Origin of the sequence: Paracoccus sp. P2, assembly GCF_046335115.1 — a bacterium.
Lineage (GTDB): Bacteria > Pseudomonadota > Alphaproteobacteria > Rhodobacterales > Rhodobacteraceae > Paracoccus > Paracoccus pantotrophus.
In genome coordinates this window covers 33,695-51,997 of sequence record NZ_JBGOSN010000006.1, presented here as the reverse complement: position 1 = coordinate 51,997, position 18,303 = coordinate 33,695, and the positions used below count along the sequence as shown (strand labels likewise).

The 18,303-nt window shown below is 67.8% G+C and carries 20 protein-coding genes; 16 read left to right on the top strand and 4 right to left on the bottom strand.

All coding sequences use genetic code 11. The features are described 5' to 3' along the window. Positions 1–5: 5 nt before the first annotated feature. Together ACDP63_RS05900 and ACDP63_RS05895 are read right to left on the bottom strand one after the other, a co-directional pair. Positions 6–395 carry a MerR family transcriptional regulator gene (locus ACDP63_RS05900; RefSeq protein ID WP_024843660.1) on the bottom strand — a complete coding sequence of 130 codons (390 nt, stop codon included), beginning with the start codon at positions 393–395 and terminating at the stop codon, positions 6–8. A 91-nt stretch (positions 396–486) separates the two neighbouring features. Beyond that, positions 487–897, bottom strand: a complete 411-nt coding sequence (locus ACDP63_RS05895) for a MerR family transcriptional regulator (protein WP_024843659.1) — start codon at positions 895–897, stop codon at positions 487–489. Positions 898–1,034: 137 nt separating this feature from the next. Here ACDP63_RS05895 and ACDP63_RS05890 point away from each other — a divergent pair, with 137 nt between their 5' ends. Genes ACDP63_RS05890 through ACDP63_RS05880 form a run of 3 tightly spaced genes read left to right on the top strand, consistent with a single transcriptional unit; the run spans position 1,035 to position 3,313 of the window. Further along, positions 1,035–1,478 (top strand): PaaI family thioesterase, encoded by a 444-nt coding sequence (locus ACDP63_RS05890; protein WP_024843658.1) that lies wholly within the window; start codon positions 1,035–1,037, stop codon positions 1,476–1,478. Between the two features lies 1 nt (position 1,479). Then, positions 1,480–1,983: a PaaI family thioesterase gene (locus tag ACDP63_RS05885; RefSeq protein ID WP_024843657.1), complete on the top strand. Its 504-nt coding sequence runs from the start codon at positions 1,480–1,482 to the stop codon at positions 1,981–1,983. After that, the gene (locus tag ACDP63_RS05880) at positions 1,976–3,313 is read left to right on the top strand and encodes an MATE family efflux transporter (RefSeq protein ID WP_024843656.1); all 1,338 of its coding nucleotides are present in this window, start codon (positions 1,976–1,978) and stop codon (positions 3,311–3,313) included. The genes ACDP63_RS05885 and ACDP63_RS05880 overlap by 8 nt, the downstream gene beginning before the upstream one ends. 46 nt (positions 3,314–3,359) lie before the next feature. On the opposite strand, the gene ACDP63_RS05875 is transcribed toward ACDP63_RS05880, so the two are convergent. Then, positions 3,360–3,674 (bottom strand): DUF1476 domain-containing protein, encoded by a 315-nt coding sequence (locus ACDP63_RS05875; protein WP_024843655.1) that lies wholly within the window; start codon positions 3,672–3,674, stop codon positions 3,360–3,362. 147 nt (positions 3,675–3,821) lie between these two features. On the opposite strand from ACDP63_RS05875, the gene purC reads away from it, so the two are divergent. From purC to rnr, 9 genes are all read left to right on the top strand, one after another. Then, positions 3,822–4,586, top strand: a complete 765-nt coding sequence (gene purC, locus ACDP63_RS05870; RefSeq protein ID WP_024843654.1) for a phosphoribosylaminoimidazolesuccinocarboxamide synthase — start codon at positions 3,822–3,824, stop codon at positions 4,584–4,586. An 11-nt stretch (positions 4,587–4,597) separates the two neighbouring features. Further along, positions 4,598–4,837 carry a phosphoribosylformylglycinamidine synthase subunit PurS gene (gene purS / locus ACDP63_RS05865; protein WP_024843653.1) on the top strand — a complete coding sequence of 80 codons (240 nt, stop codon included), beginning with the start codon at positions 4,598–4,600 and terminating at the stop codon, positions 4,835–4,837. Positions 4,838–4,937: 100 nt separating this feature from the next. Next, positions 4,938–5,810: a LysR family transcriptional regulator gene (locus ACDP63_RS05860; RefSeq protein WP_024843652.1), complete on the top strand. Its 873-nt coding sequence runs from the start codon at positions 4,938–4,940 to the stop codon at positions 5,808–5,810. 75 nt (positions 5,811–5,885) lie between these two features. Next, a complete protein-coding gene (locus ACDP63_RS05855) occupies positions 5,886–6,365 on the top strand; it encodes a formate dehydrogenase subunit gamma (RefSeq protein WP_024843651.1) in 480 nt (159 codons plus the stop codon). Beyond that, complete coding sequence (locus tag ACDP63_RS05850) at positions 6,362–7,888, top strand: NADH-ubiquinone oxidoreductase-F iron-sulfur binding region domain-containing protein (RefSeq protein ID WP_024843650.1); 1,527 nt, start codon at positions 6,362–6,364, stop codon at positions 7,886–7,888. The genes ACDP63_RS05855 and ACDP63_RS05850 overlap by 4 nt, the downstream gene beginning before the upstream one ends. Continuing rightward, positions 7,885–10,764 (top strand): formate dehydrogenase subunit alpha, encoded by a 2,880-nt coding sequence (gene fdhF / locus ACDP63_RS05845; protein WP_024843649.1) that lies wholly within the window; start codon positions 7,885–7,887, stop codon positions 10,762–10,764. Before ACDP63_RS05850 ends, fdhF begins: the two co-directional genes overlap by 4 nt. A gap of 4 nt (positions 10,765–10,768) precedes the next feature. After that, the gene (gene fdhD / locus ACDP63_RS05840) at positions 10,769–11,587 is read left to right on the top strand and encodes a formate dehydrogenase accessory sulfurtransferase FdhD (protein ID WP_024843648.1); all 819 of its coding nucleotides are present in this window, start codon (positions 10,769–10,771) and stop codon (positions 11,585–11,587) included. A 6-nt stretch (positions 11,588–11,593) separates the two neighbouring features. Continuing rightward, entirely contained in the window at positions 11,594–11,815 is a 222-nt protein-coding gene (locus ACDP63_RS05835; RefSeq protein ID WP_024843647.1) for a formate dehydrogenase subunit delta, read from the top strand. A 44-nt stretch (positions 11,816–11,859) separates the two neighbouring features. Next, positions 11,860–14,124, top strand: coding sequence for a ribonuclease R (rnr, locus tag ACDP63_RS05830; RefSeq protein WP_024843646.1), 2,265 nt, complete (start codon positions 11,860–11,862; stop codon positions 14,122–14,124). A gap of 213 nt (positions 14,125–14,337) precedes the next feature. Here the strand turns inward: rnr and ACDP63_RS05825 are convergent, their stop codons facing one another. Continuing rightward, the gene (locus ACDP63_RS05825; RefSeq protein ID WP_024843645.1) at positions 14,338–15,936 is read right to left on the bottom strand and encodes a phosphoenolpyruvate carboxykinase; all 1,599 of its coding nucleotides are present in this window, start codon (positions 15,934–15,936) and stop codon (positions 14,338–14,340) included. 225 nt (positions 15,937–16,161) lie between these two features. On the opposite strand from ACDP63_RS05825, the gene ACDP63_RS05820 reads away from it, so the two are divergent. From ACDP63_RS05820 to ACDP63_RS05805, 4 genes are read left to right on the top strand one after another with little or no spacing between them, the layout of a single operon-like run. Then, the gene (locus tag ACDP63_RS05820) at positions 16,162–16,590 is read left to right on the top strand and encodes an HPr kinase/phosphorylase (protein ID WP_024843644.1); all 429 of its coding nucleotides are present in this window, start codon (positions 16,162–16,164) and stop codon (positions 16,588–16,590) included. Between the two features lie 9 nt (positions 16,591–16,599). Beyond that, the gene (gene rapZ, locus ACDP63_RS05815) at positions 16,600–17,559 is read left to right on the top strand and encodes an RNase adapter RapZ (protein ID WP_028709969.1); all 960 of its coding nucleotides are present in this window, start codon (positions 16,600–16,602) and stop codon (positions 17,557–17,559) included. A gap of 24 nt (positions 17,560–17,583) precedes the next feature. Next, positions 17,584–18,009: a PTS sugar transporter subunit IIA gene (locus ACDP63_RS05810; RefSeq protein ID WP_409927852.1), complete on the top strand. Its 426-nt coding sequence runs from the start codon at positions 17,584–17,586 to the stop codon at positions 18,007–18,009. Beyond that, the gene (locus ACDP63_RS05805) at positions 18,006–18,296 is read left to right on the top strand and encodes an HPr family phosphocarrier protein (RefSeq protein ID WP_024843641.1); all 291 of its coding nucleotides are present in this window, start codon (positions 18,006–18,008) and stop codon (positions 18,294–18,296) included. The genes ACDP63_RS05810 and ACDP63_RS05805 overlap by 4 nt, the downstream gene beginning before the upstream one ends. Positions 18,297–18,303: the final 7 nt, after the last annotated feature.

Sequence of the window (18,303 nt, the reverse complement as noted above, 5' to 3'; positions counted from 1 at the left end):
TGCCGTCAGGCGTCGGATTTCAGGGCTTGCAGCGCAGTCTCGCCCTCGGCGATCTGCTGGCGCAGCTCGGCGATGGCCTCGCCCAGTTCGCGGTGCTGCCGCTCCATGTCGGCAAGCCGGTCGCGGGCGGTGGCGAGCGTGGCTTCGGTCTGGGTGATGTTGCGCTCGGCGGGGTCGTAAAGCTCCAGCAATTGCCGGATCTGTTCCAGAGAAAAGCCGAAACGCTTGCCGCGCAGGATCAGGGTCAGCCGGGCGCGGTCCGGGCGGCCGTAAAGCCGATGCTGGCCGCGGCGCTGCGGAAACAGCAATTCGCGGGCTTCGTAGAATCGCAGCGTGCGCGGCGTGACGTCGAAGGCGTCGCACATCTGGCGGATGGTCAACAGCTCGTCGCCCATGGCCGATCCTCTCCCCTTGGCCCATTCACTTGCCGGGAATATAGGGCGAGTTGACGTGCGCGTAAGGGGGGACGTGGCGTCAGCGCCGGGCTCAGCCCTTATTCGCCGTCCCGGAGCCGTTCTGGCCCATGCCGTCGAGGATCGCGATGGTCTCGTTGCGCAGCGCCAGCAATTCGGTCATCGAGGCTTCGAGTTCGTCGCGCTGCTGGCGCAGCACCTCGAGCTGGCGGTCGGCCAGCTCGATCCAGACCCGATACTGTTCCTGCGTGCCCTTTTCGCCATAGATCAGCAGCCATTGCCGGATGTCCTCCAGCGAGAAGCCGAAGCGGCGGCCGCGCAGGATCAGCTTCATCCGGGCGATCTCGCGCGGACCGTAGAAGCGCGAGCGGCCTTCCTTGCGGGGGCTCAGAAGCTCGATATATTCGTAATAGCGCAGCGTTCGGGGCGTCACGTCGAACCGTGCGCACATTTCCTTGAAGCCAATGTATTCGCTATCGGACATCGGATGAACTCTATGCTGCGGTTGCGGCGCAGCCTAGCGCGGGGGCGGATCAAACTCAACCATTGGTAGGGTGGGCTTGCCTGCGGGTCGCGGGCTGTTACCATTGCCGCCTGCAAGCCAAGCAAGAGGCCAGGGGCATGAGCGAAGCGTCGCCAGAGGACGAGCTTGAACAACGCCGGCGCATCGCGCGCCAGTTCATCGAGGTGATCCCCCATGCGCGGGCGCTTGGCATGCGGCTGGACCAGCTTTCCGCGGAGGGGGCCGAGATCTCGTTGCCCTGGCGCGAGGATCTGGTGGGCGACCCGCGCAGCGGGGTGATCCATGGCGGGGTGATCTCGGCGCTGATGGACACGTGCAGCGGCGCGGCGGTGATGGCGCATCCGGCCGGGGCGCGCTCGACCGCGACCATCGACCTGCGCATCGACTACATGCGCGCGGCGACCCCTGGCCAGACCATCCGGGCCCGGGCGAGCTGCTATCACATCACCCGCTCGGTCGCCTTCGTGCGCGCCTGGGCGATGGATGACGACGAATCCCGGCCCGTGGCCTCGGCCACCGGCGCCTTTACCGTCGAGAGGTGACATGGCCGGACGCAACGAACCCCTGGATGCCATCAAGTCGCGGCGCAACAACACGCTGAACGCGCTGGTCTCCAGCGTGCCCTATATCCGCTGGCTGGGCATCGGCTTCGACCGCCGCGGCGACGAGCTGACCGCGGTGCTGCCCTTCGACGAAAAGCTGATCGGCAATCCGATGCTGCCGGCGATCCATGGCGGGGTGACGGCCGCCTTCCTTGAGGTCACGGCCATCGTCGAGCTGACCTGGACCGCGATCTGGGAGGACATGGAGCAGGGCCGCATCGCCCCCGATGCCGCCGTGCCCGAAAGCCTGCCGCGGCTGCCCAAGACCATCGACTTCACCGTGGATTACCTGCGCTCGGGCCTGCCGCGCGACGCCTATGCGCGGGCGCGGGTGGTGCGGTCCGGCCGGCGCTATGCCAGCGTGCATGTCGAGGCCTGGCAGGACCAGCGCCAGAAGCTTTTCGCGCAGGCGACCGGGCATTTCCTGATGCCGCAGAATGGTTGAGGCGCTGCCCGGCCCGTCCGGGACGCGCGCGGCGGCCGAAATATCGAACCGCCGCGTCCTGGCCATCGCCCTGCCGGTGGTGCTGTCGAACGCGACGATCCCGATCCTGGGCGCGGTGGATACCGGCGTCATCGGCCAGCTGGGCGAGGCCGCGCCCATCGGCGCGGTGGGTCTGGGCGCGGTGATCCTGGCCTCGGTCTACTGGATCTTCGGCTTCCTGCGCATGGGCACCTCGGGGCTGGTGGCGCAGGCGCATGGCGCGGGGGACGAGGGCGAATCGGGCGCGCATCTGCTGCGGGCGCTGGGGATCGGGCTGACGGCGGGGCTGGTCTTCATCCTGTTGCAGGGGCTGCTTTTCGCCGCGGCCTTCCGGCTGGCGCCGGCCTCGGCCGAGGTCGAGACGCTGGCCCGGCAATACCTGGGGCTGCGCATCTGGGGGGCGCCGGCGGCCATCTCGCTTTATGCCATCACCGGCTGGCTGATCGCCATCGAGCGGACCCGTTCCGTGCTGGCGCTGCAACTGCTGATGAACGGGCTGAACATATTCTTGGACCTGTGGTTCGTGCTGGGGCTGGGCTGGGGCATCCGCGGCGTCGCGGGCGCGACGCTGATCGCGGAATGGTCCGGGCTGGCTTTGGGGCTGTGGTTCGCGCGCCATGCGCTGCATGCGGCAATTCAGCGCGCCGGGCTGCTGGCGCGCGAGCGGATCGAGGAACTGGCGCGGGTGAACGGCGACATCCTGATCCGCTCGGTGCTGCTGCAAGGTTCGTTCACCACCTTCATGTTCCTGGCGGCGGGGCAGGGCGACGTGACCCTGGCCGCCAATCAGGTGCTGCTGCAATTCCTGTCCATCGTCGCCTATGGGCTGGACGGTTTCGCCTTTGCCGCCGAATCGCTGGTCGGGCAGGCGGTGGGGGCGCGGCGGCCCGACCGGCTGCGGCGGGCGGCGGCGCTCAGTTCGGCCTGGGGCGTCGCGGGGGCCGGGCTGCTTTCGGCCGCCTTCCTGCTGGGCGGGCCGGCCATCATCGACCTGCTGACCACGGCGCCCGAGGTGCGCGCCCAGGCGCGGGAATTCCTGCCCTGGCTGATCGCGGCGCCGCTGATCGGCATCGCCTCGTGGATGCTGGACGGCATCTTCATCGGTGCCACCCGCACGCGCGAGATGCGCGACGCCATGCTGGTCGCGGTCGGGATCTATGCGGTGCTGGTGGCGGTGCTGCCGCCGGTTTTCGGCAACCACGGGCTGTGGGCGGCGCTGATGGCCCTGAACGCGCTGCGCGGCCTGACCATGTGGCGGCTTTATCCCAGGGTCGCGGCGGCCGCGGGCTGAGATGCGAAACGCCCCGGAATCCGGGGCGTCGGCATGTTGGGAAGGCTCAAAGCTCGCTGATGATCTGCTCGCGCGCGGTGACGCGCAACTCGGCCATCTTGGCGCGGATGGTTTCCTCGTCGGCCTGGCCGGCCAGGTCGGCCACCAGCTTGCGGAACACGTCCTCGTCGCCCGGCTCGTCGAAATCCGAGGTGACGACGGTCAGCGCATAGGCGCGGGCATCGTCGCCCGTCTTGCCCAGCAGGCCGGCCGCCCATTCGCCCAGCAGGCGGTTGCGCCGCGCCTCGGCCTTGAAGTTCAGTTCCGCATCATGGGCGAATTTCGCCTCATGCGCGCGCTCGCGGTCGTCAAAAGTGGTCATGGCGGCCTCCGGCTTGGGATTATCCCGTGGATATTGCGCAGGATATGCCCATGCGGGCGCGCCATCGCAAGCCCGTATTGCCCATGACCCCGTTTCTGGCCTATAGCCGCATAAAGATTGTCACCTTGCGGACGGGAGACGCGCAGCATGGCACCAAGGCGCAAGAAAATCTACGAAGGCAAGGCGAAGATCCTTTACGAAGGCACCGAGCCCGGCACGCTCATCCAGTATTTCAAGGATGACGCCACCGCCTTCAACGCCCAGAAGAAGGCCACGGTCGAGGGCAAGGGCGTGCTGAACAACCGCCTGTCCGAATTCTTCATGACCGGGCTGACCAATATCGGCGTGCCGAACCACTTCATCCGCCGCATCAACATGCGCGAGCAGCTGGTGCGCCAGGTCGAGATCATCCCGCTGGAGGTGATCGTGCGCAATTTCGCCGCGGGCTCGATCTCGAAGCGCCTGGGCATGGAGGAGGGCACGCCGCTGCCGCGCCCGATCGTCGAATACAGCTTCAAGAACGACGAGCTGGGCGACCCTTTCGTGTCCGAGGAATACATCATCGCCTTCGGCTGGGCCAGCCAGCAGGACCTGGACGACATCGTGTCGCTGGCGTTGCGGGTGAACGATTTCCTGTCGGGCGTGTTCTTCGGCGTCGGCATCAAGCTGATCGACTTCAAGATCGAGGTCGGCCGGATCTGGGACGGCGACTTCATGCGCCTGGTGGTCGCCGATGAGATCAGCCCGGATTCGTGCCGGCTCTGGGACGTCAAGACCGGGCAGAAGCTGGACAAGGACGTGTTCCGCCGCGACCTGGGCAGCCTGACCGATGCCTATACCGAGGTGGCGCGCCGGCTGGGCCTGATGCCCGCCAACACCACCTCGCTGACCAAACCCACCCTGATCAACTGAGAGGCCCGCAGATGAAAGCCCGTGTCACCATCATGCTGAAGGATGGCGTTCTGGACCCCCAGGGCGAGGCGATCCGGCACGCGCTCGGCGGGCTGGGCTTTGCCGGCGTCTCGGGCGTGCGCCAGGGCAAGGTGATCGAGCTGGACCTGGCGGCATCCGATGCCGAGGCGGCGAAGGCCGAGGTGGCGCGCATGTGCGAGGGCCTGCTGGCCAATACCGTGATCGAGAAATACGCGGTCGAGATCGTCTGATCCGCCGGATGATCCGCCGGGCCGGGGGCTTCGCGCCCCCGGACCCCCGTGGGGTATTTGGAAAACGGAGAAGGCCGGCCGGGCGGGGAGGGCGGGTCCGGTGATCGACAAGCTTTCCATGTTCATGGCCCTGGCGCGCGAGAAGCATTTCGGCCGCGCCGCCGAATCGCTGGGCATCACCCAGCCGACGCTGTCATCCGCCATCCGGGCGCTGGAGGAGCAGCTGGGCGTGCAGCTGGTGCGGCGCGGCTCGCGTTTTCAGGGGCTGACGCCCGAGGGCGAGCGCGTGCTGGGCTGGGCGCGGCGCATCGTCGCCGATGCCCGCGCCATGCAGGCCGAGATGCAGGCCAGCCGCAAGGGCGTGTCGGGGCGGCTGCGCATCGGCGTGATCCCCACCGCCATGCCGCGCATCGCCGAGCTGACCGGGCCCTTCCTGCGCCGCCATCCCAATGCCGGGGTCTCGATCCTGTCGCGCAGCTCGGACGAGATCCGCGACCAGATCGAGGCGCTGGAGCTGGATGCCGGCGTGACCTATCTGGACAGCGAGCCGCTGGGCCGGGTGCAGAGCCTGCCGCTGTATCGCGAGACCTATTGCCTGATCGACCGCGGCGCCTTGGCCGGGCCCGCGGATTGGGCCGAGACCGCCACCCGGCCGCTATGCCTGCTGACGCCGGACATGCAGAACCGCCGCATCGTCACCCGCCACCTGGTCGAGGCCGGGGCGGATGCGCTGCCGCGGGTCGAATCGACCTCGATGCTGGCGATCCTGTCGCATGTGGCGACCGGCGAATGGGCTGCCATCCTGCCGCGGGCGCTGGCGCGCGGCCTGCCTCTGCCCGAGGGGGTGCGGGCGCGCGACCTGACCGGCGACGGGCATATGGTCGGGCTGGTCGTCGCCCGGCGCGAGCCGCATCCGCCGCTGGTCGAGGCGCTGATCCGCATCGTTTCTTCGATTGATAGTTTCAATCAATAAACGATATATCACGATTGTATCGTCTATCACCGGTCTCTAGTCTGGACAAAACAGCAAAGCCCGGATCACCCAGCCATGACCTTGCCAGCGACCGACGCTGATTTCCTTTTGCGCCTTGACGACATCATCGCCGCCCACAAGGGCCGCGAGGGGCCGCTTCTGCCCATCCTGCACGACATCCAGGAGGAATGGGGCCATATCCCCGAAGCGGCGCAGCCGGTGCTGGCCGAGGCCCTGGGCATGACCCGCGCCGAGGTTTATGGAGTCGTCAGCTTCTATCACGACTTCCGCGACCATCCGCATGGCCGGCATGTGCTGCGGCTGTGCCGGGCCGAGGCCTGCCAGTCGATGGGGGCCGAGGCCCTGGCCGATGAGGTGCGCGCCGCGCTGGGAATCGACTGGCACGAGACCACGCCGGACGGGCGGCTGACGCTGGAGCCGGTGTTCTGCCTGGGGCTTTGCGCCTGCGCGCCCTCGGCGCAGATGGGCGACAGGCTGCTGGGCCGGGCGAATCTGGCCAAGGTGCAGAAACTGCTGGCGGAGGCGGGCGCATGAGGGTCTGGGTTCCCCGGGATGCCGCCGCCCGCGCCCTGGGCGCCGACGCGGTGGCCGAGGCGCTGGGGCGCGAGTTCACAGTCACCCGCAACGGCACCCGCGGCATGATCTGGCTGGAGCCGCTGGTCGAGGTCGAGCGTGACGGCGTGCGCCATGGCTATGGGCCGGTCGGGCCCGAGGATGCGGCCTCGGTCGCCGAGGCGATCCGCACCGGCGGCGATCATCCGCTGGCCCTGGGACCGGTCGAGGAATTGCCCTGGATGAAGGCGCAGACCCGGCTGACATTCGCCCGCGTCGGCGTGATCGACCCGCTGTCGGTCGCGGAATACGAGGCGCATGGCGGCCTGGCCGGCTTGCGCCGCGCCATCGGCATCGGGCCGGAGCGGATCGTCGCGGAGGTCACCGAATCGGGCTTGCGCGGCCGCGGCGGCGCCGGTTTCCCGACCGGGATCAAGTGGAAGACCGTGGCCGGCGCCAAGGCGGCGCGGAAATACATCGTCTGCAATGCCGACGAGGGCGATTCGGGCAGCTTTGCCGACCGCATGCTGATGGAGGGCGATCCGCTGGTGCTGATCGAGGGCATGGCCATCGCCGGCATCGCCACGGGCGCGGTGCAGGGCTATGTCTATATCCGCAGCGAATATCCCGACGCGATCCGGCTGATGGAGGCCGCCATCGGCAAGGCCCGGCAGGCCGGCATCCTGGGCCAGTCGGTGCTGGGATCAGACCATGCCTATGACATGGAGGTGCGGGTCGGCGCCGGCGCCTATGTCTGCGGCGAGGAGACCAGCCTGCTCAACAGCCTGGAGGGCAAGCGCGGCGTGGTCCGCGCCAAGCCGCCGATCCCGGCGCTGGAGGGCTTCCTGGGCCGGCCGACGGTGGTCAACAACGTGATCTCGCTGGCCTCGGTGCCCTGGATCCTGACCCATGGCGGGGCGGAATATGCCAAGCTGGGCATCGGGCGGTCCAAGGGCACGATCCCGATCCAGATCGCCGGCAACGTGAAATATGGCGGGCTGTTCGAGGCCGCCTTCGGCATGAGCCTGCGCCAGATCATCGAGGAGATCGGCGGCGGCACCGCCTCGGGCCGGCCGGTCAAGGCGGCGCAGGTGGGCGGGCCGCTTGGTTCCTATATCCCGCATTGGGATTTCGACGTGCCCTTCGGCTACGAGGAACTGGCGACGAAAGAGGGCCTCTTGGGCCATGCCGGCATCACCGTCTTCGACGACAGTGCCGACATGCTGAAGCTGGCGCGCTTCGCCATGGAGTTCTGCGCCGTGGAAAGCTGCGGCAAATGCACGCCCTGCCGCATCGGCTCGATCCGGGGGGTCGAGACCATCGACCGCATCGCCCAGGGCGACGAGACAGGGATCCCGATCCTGACCGATCTGTGCAACACGATGAAATGGGGCTCGCTTTGCGCGCTGGGGGGCTTTGCGCCCTTCCCGGTCATGTCGGCGCTGACCCATTTCCCCGAGGATTTCAGCGGGCGCCGCGAGCCCCGCAAGGAGGCCGCCGAATGAAGGATTTCATCATTCCCGATCGCGACATGGGCACGCCCGCGGTCAGGTCCGACGTCACCGTGAACCTGCTGGTGGACGGCATCCCGGTCAGCGTCCCGGCCGGGACATCGGTGATGCGGGCCGCGGCCGTGGCCGGGATCTCGGTGCCCAAGCTCTGCGCCACCGATCATCTGGAGGCCTTCGGTTCCTGCCGGCTTTGCGTGGTGCAGATCGAGGGGATGCGCGGCCTGCCGGCGTCCTGCACGACCCCGGTGGCCGAGGGCATGGTGGTCCATACCCAGACCGACGAGGTCGCCCAGGTCCGCAAGGGGGTAATGGAGCTTTACATCTCGGATCACCCGCTCGATTGCCTGACCTGCGCCGCCAATGGCGACTGCGAATTGCAGGACATGGCCGGGGCCGTCGGGCTGCGCGAGGTGCGCTATGAGCCGGGCGCGAACCATTTCGCCCGCCGCGACGCCGAGGGGCCGAACCCGGAATACCGGCCCAAGGACCAGTCGAACCCCTATTTCACCTTCGACCCGGCGAAATGCATTGTCTGCTCGCGCTGCGTGCGCGCCTGCGAGGAGGTACAGGGCACCTTCGCGCTGACCATCGAGGGGCGGGGCTTCGACAGCCGCGTCTCGGCCGGGATGGCGTCGGACGATTTCCTGTCCTCGGACTGCGTCAGCTGCGGCGCCTGCGTGCAGGTCTGCCCGACCGCGACGCTGATCGAGAACAGCGTCATCCAGATCGGCACGCCCGAGCATATCGTCAAGACGACCTGCGCCTATTGCGGCGTCGGCTGCTCTTTCGACGCGCATATGCGCGGCGAGGAGGTGGTGCGCATGGTGCCCAGCAAGGACGGCAAGGCCAACCACGGCCACAGCTGCGTCAAGGGCCGCTTCGCCTGGGGCTATGCCACGCATCGCGAGCGCCAGACCCAGCCGATGGTGCGCGAGCGGATCACCGATCCCTGGCGCGTGGTCAGCTGGGACGAGGCGCTGGACTTCGCCGCCACCCGCCTGCGCCGGGCACAGGCGGATTTCGGGCGCGATTCCATCGGCGTCATCACCTCGTCGCGCTGCACCAACGAGGAAACCTACCTGGTGCAGAAGCTGGCCCGCGCCGTCTTTCACAACAACAACACCGACACCTGTGCCCGCGTCTGCCATTCGCCGACCGGCTACGGGCTGAAGACCACCTTCGGCACCTCGGCGGGCACGCATGACTTCGATTCGGTTGACGATACCGATCTGGCGCTGATCATCGGCGCCAACCCGACCGACGGCCATCCGGTCTTTGCCTCGCGGTTGCGCAAGCGGCTGCGCGAGGGGGCCGGGCTGATCGTCCTCGACCCGCGCCAGATCGACCTGCTCAAGTCCCCGCATATGGGCGAAGGGCTGCACCTGCCCCTGCGGCCCGGCACCAATGTCGCCGTGCTGACCGCCATGGCGCGCGTGATCGTGGCCGAGAAGCTTTATGACGAGGCCTTCATCCGCGAACGCTGCGACTGGGACGAGTTCCTGGCCTATGCCGAGTTCCTGATGGACCCGCGCCATGCGCCCGAGGAGGTCGAGAAACTGTCCAAGGTGCCGGCCGAACTGATCCGCAAGGCCGCCCGCGCCTATGCGGCGGCGCCGCGCGCCAGCATCTATTACGGGCTGGGCGTGACCGAGCATTCGCAGGGCTCGACCACGGTGATGGCGATCGCCAACCTGGCGATGCTGACCGGCAATATCGGCAAGCCCGGCACCGGCGTAAATCCGCTGCGCGGCCAGAACAACGTGCAGGGCTCCTGCGACATGGGCAGCTTTCCGCATGAATATCCGGGCTATCGCCATGTCTCGGATCCCGAGACGCGGGCGATCTACGAACGCGCCTGGGGGGTGGAGCTGTCGCCCGAGCCGGGCCTGCGCATCCCCAACATGTTCGACGAGGCGCTGGCCGGCCGCTTCAAGGGACTTTACTGTCAGGGCGAGGACATCGTGCAATCCGACCCCGACACGCGCCATGTCACCTCGGCGCTGTCGGCAATGGATATCGTCATCGTGCAGGATCTGTTCCTGAACGAGACCGCGAACTATGCGCATGTCTTCCTGCCCGGCTCCAGCTTCCTGGAAAAGAACGGCACCTTCACCAATGCCGAGCGGCGCATCAACATGGTCCGCCGCGCCATGACGCCCAAGAACGGCTATGAGGATTGGGAGGTCACGCAGCTGCTGGCCAACCGCATGGGCGCGGCCTGGTCCTATACCCACCCGCGCGAGATCATGGCCGAGATCGCGTTGACCACGCCCAGCTTCGCCGGCGTCAGCTACGATCTGCTGGACCGCGAGGGCTCGGTGCAATGGCCCTGCAACGACAAGGCGCCGCTGGGCACGCCGGTCATGCATATCGACGGCTTCGTGCGCGGCCGGGGTAAGTTCGTCCATACCGAATATGTCGCGACCGAGGAACGCACCGGGGCGCGCTTCCCGCTGTTGCTGACCACTGGGCGGATCCTGTCGCAATACAATGTCGGCGCCCAGACCCGGCGGACCGAGAACGTCGTCTGGCACCCCGAGGACATCCTGGAGATCCATCCCTCGGATGCCGAGAATCGCGGCGTGCGCCAGGGCGACTGGGTGCGGCTGGCCTCGCGCTCGGGCGAGACGACGCTGAGGGCGCATATCACCGAGCGGGTGGCGCCGGGCGTGGTCTATACCACCTTCCATCACCCGACGACTCAGGCCAATGTGGTGACGACGGACAATTCCGACTGGGCCACCAACTGTCCCGAGTTCAAGGTGACGGCCGTGCAGGTCAGCCCCTCGAACGGTCCGTCGGATTGGCAAGAGGAGTATCGCCATCATTCCGACCTCGCCCGCCGCATCCTGCCCACCGCTGCCGAGTGACGGCATGCGCGACGTGAAGGCCGGCGTGCTGCGCTGGGACGGCGATGGGGATGGGCCGGGCGGCTGGCGCCCGGTCGAACCGCCCCCCGCGCCGCAGGAATGCCCGGTGGCCATCGTCATCGACGGCATGAGCCAGGCGGTGCTGATGGCGACGCCGCATGACCTGCGCGATTTCGCCCTGGGCTTTGCCCTGACCGAGGGGCTGATCGCTGCGCCAGAGGATGTCGAGGGTTTCGAGGAGGCCGAGGTTTCCGCCGGCGGCTTCCCGGCGCGCGAGGCGCGGCTGTGGCTGCGCCCCGGCCTTGCCGCCCGGCTGGCCGAACGGCGGCGCAGCATGATCGGCCCGGTCGGTTGCGGGCTTTGCGGCGTGGACAGCATCGAGGCGGCGCTGCCCCGGATCGTGCCGGTCGCCTCGGACTGGGCCATGGCGCCCGAGGACGTGGCCCGCGCCATGGCCGCGCTGACCCAGGGCCAGGTCTTGCGGCATCGGACCCCGGCCATTCACGGTGCCGCCTTTTGGGACGGCGCCCGCGCCGTGACCCGCGAAGATGTCGGCCGCCACAATGCGCTGGACAAGCTGGCGGGCGCGCTGGCGCAGGCCGGGCGGTCGGCGGGGCAGGGCGCCGTGGTCATGTCCTCGCGCCTGTCCGTCGACCTGGTGCAAAAGGCCGCCCGCATCGGCGCGCCGATCCTGATCGGCGCCAGCGCGCCGACGGCCCTGGCGCTAGCCTGGGCCGAGCGCGCCGGCATCACCCTGATCGCGCGTGCGCGCCACGCGAGCTTCGATCTTTACACCCATCCCCGGCGCATCGCCGGAAGCTGAGGCGACATGTCCCACGACCATTCCAAACTGATCCGCATGGCCACGCAGATGGCGCAATTCTTCAGCAGCCAGCCCGACCGGCCGGCGCCCGAGGCGGTGGCCGCGCATATCAACGATTCCTGGTCGCCGCGGATGCGGCAGGATTTCGTGGAGCTGATCCGCGCCGGGGCCGAGGCCGATCCCGTCGTGCGCGAGGCGGCGGAGTTCGTCCGCCTGCCTACCGGCTGATTTTGCCCCTGCCACCCCGTCTGGCGCCGTGCTAGCGTGGCGGCATGGCACAGCTACCTTCCCGGCAAGAGATTCTCGACTGGGTGTCCGCCCATCCGGACGCCACCGCCAAGCGCGACATCGCGAAAGCCTTCGGCATCAAGGGTGCCGAACGCATCGAGCTGAAGCGGCTTCTGAAGGAGCTGGAGGCCGAGGGCCTGCTGGAACGCCGCCGCCGCCACTATCACGATGCCGAGCGGCTGCCGCCGGTCACCGTGCTGCAATTGCTGCCGCCCGACCGGGACGGCGACATCTTCGCCAAACCCTTGGAATGGCAGGGCGAAGGGCCGGTACCGCGGATTCTCTACGCGGCGCTGAAATCCGATCCCGCCGTGGCGCCGGGCGAGCGCATCCTGGCCCGGCTGATCGAGATCCGGGGCGAGGATCACGACTATCAGGCCCGGCTGATCCGCCGCATCGGCACGGTGCAGCACCGCGTGGTCGGCATCTTCCGCGCCGCGACCGGCGGGTCCGAGGCGGGCGGCCGCATCCTGCCCATCGACAAGGGCCAGGACAAGGAATGGCAGGTGCGCCCCGGCGACGCGCATGGCGCGAAAAGCGGCGAACTGGTCGAGGCCGAACAGGTCGGCCCGCGCGGCCGCATCGGCCTGCCGCTGGCGCGGATCGTCGAGCGGCTGGGCGACCCCTCGGCGCCCAGGGCGGTCAGCCTGATCGCCATCCACCAGCACGGCATCCCCGACGATTTCCCCGACGAGGTGATCGCCGAGGCCGATGCCGCCCGCCCCGCGACGATGAAGAACCGCGAGGATCTGCGCCACCTGCCCTTCATCACCATCGATCCCTCGGATGCGCGCGACCGCGACGATGCCGTCGCCGCCGAGACGCATGAGGACGGCGGCGCGACGATCTGGGTCGCCATCGCCGATGTGGCGCATTACGTCCGCCCCGGCTCGGCCCTGGACCGAGAGGCGAAGAACCGCGGCAATTCCACCTATTTCCCCGACCGGGTGGTGCCGATGCTGCCCGACATCCTGTCGAGCGACCTGTGCTCGCTGCATCAGGGCGTGGACCGGCCGGTGATCGCGGTCAGGATGCGGCTGGACGCGCAGGGCAACAAGACCGGCCACAGCTTCCACCGCGGCATGATCCGCTCGGCCGCGAGCCTGGCCTATGAACAGGCACAGGCGGCGGCGGACGGCAACCCGGACGAGCAGACGGCGCCGCTGCTCGACGCCGTGATCCACCCGCTCTGGCACGCCTACGGGTTGCTCAAGGCCGCGCGCCAGCGCCGCCAGCCGCTGGAACTGGACCTGCCCGAGCGCCGCATCGAACTGACCCCGGACGGGCGGGTGAAATCGGTGAATTTCCGCGAACGCCACGACGCGCACCGGCTGATCGAGGAATTCATGGTCCTGGCCAATGTCGCCGCCGCCGAGGAGCTGGAACGGCTGCGCCGGCCGCTGCTCTATCGCGTGCACGAGGAGCCGACGGTGGAAAAGCTCGACGCGCTGCGCGAGGTGGCCGAAGCCTCGGGCTTCACCCTGGCCAGGGGCCAGGTCTTGCAGACCCGGCACCTGAACCGGCTGCTGGAACAGGCCGAGGGCTCGGAATTCGACGAACTGATCAACATGACGGCGCTGCGCTCGATGCAGCAGGCCTATTACAACCCCGAGAATTTCGGCCATTTCGGGCTGGCCCTGCGCTCCTATGCGCATTTCACCTCGCCGATCCGGCGCTATTCCGACCTGATCGTGCACCGGGCGCTGGTCATGGGCCATAAGTGGGGCGATGATGGGCTGTCGGCGCAGGATATCGAGATGCTCTCGGATACCGCGCAGCATATCTCGGAGACCGAGCGGCGCTCGATGGCGGCCGAGCGCGACACCACCGACCGCTATCTCGCCGCCTATCTGGCCGACCGGGTGGGGGCCGAGTTCACCGGCCGCATCAGTGGCGTGCAGAAATTCGGCGCCTTCGTGCGGCTGGACGAGACCGGGGCCGACGGGCTTTTGCCGATCCGCGAGATCGGCCGGGAATATTTCCATTACGACCCGGATGCGCAGGTGCTGATGGGTTCGGAAACCGGACTCGAGATCGGCATCGGCCAGCGCGTGACCGTGCGGCTGACCGAGGCGGTGCCGCTGACGGGCGGGCTGATGCTGGAACTGCTGGAAGTCGAGGGCCGGCCGCTGCCGCAAGGCTCGGGCGGCAGGCGCGGCAAGGGGCCGATGCGCAAGCGTGCCACCCAGGCACGGCTGGCCGAGATCAAGCGCGCCCAGAAACGCCGGCGGGCGCGGCATCAGCGTTGAAGCAGGGGGCCTTGCCCCCGCGCGTTCCGCGCTCCCCCAGGGTATTTGGAAAACGGAGAAAGCCGCGAGGGGTGCAGGGCTTCTTTCTTGCCTAAATATCCTGCGGGGGAGTCGGCCGCAGGCCGGCGGGGGCGCAAAGCCCCCTTAGGCGGTGCCGAAAGCGAAAAGGGCGGCCCCATTGGACCGCCCCTCGCATCATCCCTCCGTCAGCCTTCAGCCAATGGCGGCGGCGCGGACGTCGTCGTCGATCTTGTCGGCATATTGCGCAAAATTGTCGCTGAACATGCCGACCAGCTTGCGGGCCTGGGCGTCATAGGCGGCGCCTTCTGCCCAGGTCTGGCGCGGGTCGAGCAGCTTGTCCTCGACGCCGGGAACCGAGACCGGAACCTCGAAGCCGAAATTCGGATCCTTGCGGAACTGGGCGTTGTTCAGCGAACCGTCCAGCGCCGCGGTCAAGAGCGCGCGGGTCGCCTTGATCGGCATGCGCTTGCCGGTGCCGAAGGCGCCGCCGGTCCAGCCGGTGTTGACCAGCCAGCAGGCCGCGCCCGTCTTGGCGATCTTTTCCTGCAGCAGCTTGCCATAGACTTCCGGGCGGCGCGGCATGAAGGGGGCGCCGAAGCAGGTCGAGAAGGTGGGCGTCGGCTCGGTCACGCCGACCTCGGTGCCGGGCGTCTTGGAGGTGAAGCCCGACAGGAAGTGATACATGGCCTGCGCCGGGGTCAGCCGCGCGATCGGCGGCAGCACGCCATAGGCGTCGCAGGTCAGCATGATGACGTTCTTCGGCTGGCCGCCCAGCGAGGTCGCGGACGCGTTCGAGATCTGCTCCAGCGGATAGGCGCAGCGCATGTTGTCGGTCAGCGAGTTGTCCTCGAAGTCCAGCTCCAGCGTGTCGGGGTCGTAGACCATGTTCTCGATCACGGTGCCGAACTTGAAGCAGGTGGCGTAGATCTCCGGCTCGGCCTCGGCCGAGAGATTGATGGTCTTGGCGTAGCAGCCGCCCTCGAAATTGAAGATGCCGTGGTCGGACCAGCCATGCTCGTCATCGCCGATCAGCACGCGCGAGGGATCGGCCGAGAGCGTGGTCTTGCCGGTGCCCGACAGGCCGAAGAAGATCGCCGAATCGTCCGGGTTGCCGATGGCGTGGTTGGCCGAGCAATGCATGGGCATGACGCCCTTTTCCGGCAGGATGTAGTTCAGCAGCGTGAAGACCGATTTCTTGTTCTCGCCGGCATAGGCGGTGTTGCCGATCAGGATCAGCTTCTTTTCGAAATTGAGCGCGATCACCGTCTCCGAGCGGCAGCCATGCTTGGCCGGGTCGGCCTTGAAGGACGGGCAGTTGATGATGGTGAAATCGGGCACGAAGCCGGCCAGTTCGGCTGCCTCGGGGCGGCGCAGCAGGTGGCGGATGAACAGCCCGTGCCAGGCCAGTTCGGTCACGACCCGGACGTCGAGGCGCAGGGCAGGATCCGCGCCGCCGTAGAGGTCTTGCACGAAATAGTCCTTGCCCTTCATGTGCTCCAGCATGTCGGCATGGAGCCGGTCGAAGGCCTCGGGCTCCATCGGGCGGTTGTTTTCCCACCAGATGCTGTCTTCCACCGAGGCCGTGCGCACCACATGCTTGTCCTTGGGCGAGCGGCCGGTATGCGCCCCGGTCGAGACCAGGAAGGTGCCGCCCAGACCCAGCTTGCCCTCGCCGCGCTGGATCGCCGCCTCGACCAGCGCCGGTTCGAGCAGGTTGTAGTGGACATTGCCGAGCCCCGTGATCCCCTGGTCTTCGAGACGGCAATTCGGATTGACGCGCGGTTCGGTCATGACACCTTTGCTCCTGCTGATAGTCCGGGCCGGCAGCGGCCGTTGCGCGTCCTATAACACGGCATTTCCCAGGCGAAAGCGCACATATGGACAGGGTTAGCGCAATCACACACGGTTAGCGCAATCATTTGGCGGATCGTGGTCTTGGCTTCAGGAAAACGCCACAAAGACTCCTGATCCGGGGCCGGGCTCCGGGGCGATTCGCGTCGAAAGGGGGAGAGCGCCATGATCCTGCATGCAAGCTGCATCGCCCATCGGGAACGGGGCCTGCTGATCCTGGGCCCCTCGGGCGCGGGCAAGTCCACGCTGGCGCTGCAGATGATGGCCCTTGGCGCCGTGCTGGTGGCGGATGACCGCACCGTGCTGCGCCGCGAGGGGGTGCGAATCCTCGCCGATGCGCCCGATTCGATCCGCGGCCGGATCGAGGCGCGGGGCGTCGGCATCCTGCATGCCCGGGCGCATGGGCCGGTGGAGGTGGCGCTGGCGGTCGATCTGGCGCGCCCCGAGCCCGACCGGCTGCCGCCCGACCGGCGGCTTGACCTAATGGGCAGGTCCGTGCCCCTTGTCCTTGGGGCCGCCCGCGTTCATCTTGCATCGATACTGTTGCAATATCTTGTCGCCGGCCGGGCGGATACGGATTTGCACGAAAGCTAGGATCGGACCATGCCGGAGGCGGCAAGCGCCATGGAGAGCCAGGAAGAACGCGCCCAGCGGCTGGTGCTGATTACCGGCCCGTCCGGGGCCGGGCGTTCGACGGCGATCAACGTGCTGGAGGATCTGGGCTACGAGGCGATCGACAACCTGCCCCTGTCGCTGATCCCGCGGCTGCTGGACGGGCCGGCGCGGCCGATGCCGCTGGCCCTGGGGTTGGACGTGCGCAACCGCGACTTCTCGGTCGCCAACCTGATCGAGCTGATCGACCGGCTGACCCGGCTGCCCGAATACGCACCCGAGGTGCTGTTCCTGGACTGCACGACCGAGCAGCTCTTGCGGCGGTTCAACGAAACCCGGCGCCGCCATCCGCTGCGCGCCGAAGGCTCGCCGCTCGACGCCATCATCGCCGAGCGCGACATGCTGGCCCCGATCCGCGCCCGCGCCGACGTGCTGGTCGATACCTCGGACCTGTCGCCCCATGACCTGAAGGCGGAACTGGCGCGCTGGTTCGACACCGAGTCGGGGCGGCGGCTGACCGTCTCGGTGCAGTCCTTTTCCTACAAGCGCGGCGTGCCGCGCGGGGTGGACATGATGTTCGACTGCCGCTTTCTGACCAATCCGCATTGGCGGCCGGACCTGCGGCCGCTGGACGGGCGCGATTCGCCGGTTCAGCATTATGTGATGGCCGATTCGCGATTCGACGAGTTCTTCCGCCGGGTGCAGGATCTTGTGCTTTTCACCCTGCCTGCCCATCTGGATGAAGGGAAGGCGCACCTGGCGATCGGCTTCGGCTGTACCGGGGGGCGACACCGTTCTGTCACAATGGCGGAAAAAATGGCAGATGCGCTTGCGAAAGCAGGCTGGCAAGTGTCAATTAGACATCGGGAACTTGAACGCCGTGAAAAGGCGCCGGCACTTGGGGATGATGGCCATATGCGGGCCTCTCGCACAGCTTTGGCGCAAGGTTGAACGGCTGGTGCGTGGTGGGGCGAATTGATCGGGATTGTCATCGTGGCGCATGGTGGGCTGGCCAGGGAATATCTCTCGGCCGTCGGGCATGTGGTGGGACCGCAGACCGGGATCAAGGCCGTGGCGATCGAGGAAAACCATGACCGGGGCGAGAAGCAGGCCGAAATCTGCGCCGCCGCGGATGCGGTGGATGCGGGCGACGGCGTGGTGGTGGTCACGGATCTGTTCGGGGGCTCGCCCTCGAACCTGTCGCTGCTGGCCTGCGCGACGCGGAACCGCTCGATCCTTTACGGGGCGAACCTGCCGATGCTGGTGAAACTGGCCAAATCGCGCAAATTGTCGGTGGCCGATGCGGTGACGCTGGCCAAGGATGCGGGACGCAAGTACATCAACAGCTATGATGTCCTGCCTGCCGATGTGCTTCCCATTCCCAAACGTGCCGCTTCATGAATGACATGACCAACGGGGCCGTCACCCGCGAATTGGCGATCATCAACGAAAAGGGCCTGCATGCGCGGGCCAGCGCCAAGTTCGTCGAGACGGTCGAACGTTTCGACGCCCAGGCCACCGTCGAAAAGGACGGCATCAGCGTCTCGGGCGATTCGATCATGGGCCTGCTGATGCTGGCCGCGCCGCGCGGCAGCGCGATTCGCGTCACCACCCGCGGGGCCGAGGCGCGGGAGCTGGCCGATGCGCTGACTGCCCTGGTCGAGGATTACTTCGGCGAAGGCATGTAAGGGCCGG